At 64.4% G+C, this 554-nt stretch carries 1 protein-coding gene; it reads left to right on the forward strand.

Annotated features, from left to right (window positions below):
• A partial coding sequence (locus AC1DF3_RS37080) for an electron transfer flavoprotein subunit beta/FixA family protein (RefSeq protein ID WP_478142825.1) occupies positions 1-554 on the forward strand: 554 nt, incomplete at both ends.

Here is a 554-nt window from a genome sequence, read left to right on the forward strand (position 1 = left end):
GACGGCACCGGTGTCGATATTGCCAACGTCAAGATGAGCATGAACCCCTTCGACGAGATCGCCGTCGAAGAAGCCGTGCGCCTGAAGGAGAAGGGCGCCGCCACCGAGATCATCGCGGTCTCGTGCGGCGACGCGAAGTGCCAGGAGACCCTGCGCACCGCCATGGCCATCGGCGCCGACCGCGGCATCCTGGTCGAGACCACCGAAGAGCTGCAACCCCTCGCAGTTGCCAAGCTGCTGAAGGCGCTGGTCGACAAGGAGCAGCCCGGGCTGATCATCTTGGGCAAGCAGGCGATCGACGACGACGCCAACCAGACCGGCCAGATGCTGGCGGCGCTGGCCGATCTGCCGCAGGCGACCTTCGCCTCGAAGGTGGAAGTGGCGGGCGACAAGGTCAACGTGACCCGTGAAGTCGACGGCGGCCTGGAGACCATTTCTCTTTCCGTGCCCGCGGTCATCACCACCGACCTGCGCCTGAACGAGCCGCGCTACGTGACCTTGCCCAACATCATGAAGGCCAAGAAGAAGCAGCTGGACACGTTCAAGCCGGAAGA

This window comes from Variovorax sp. 10N432, assembly GCF_056394465.1.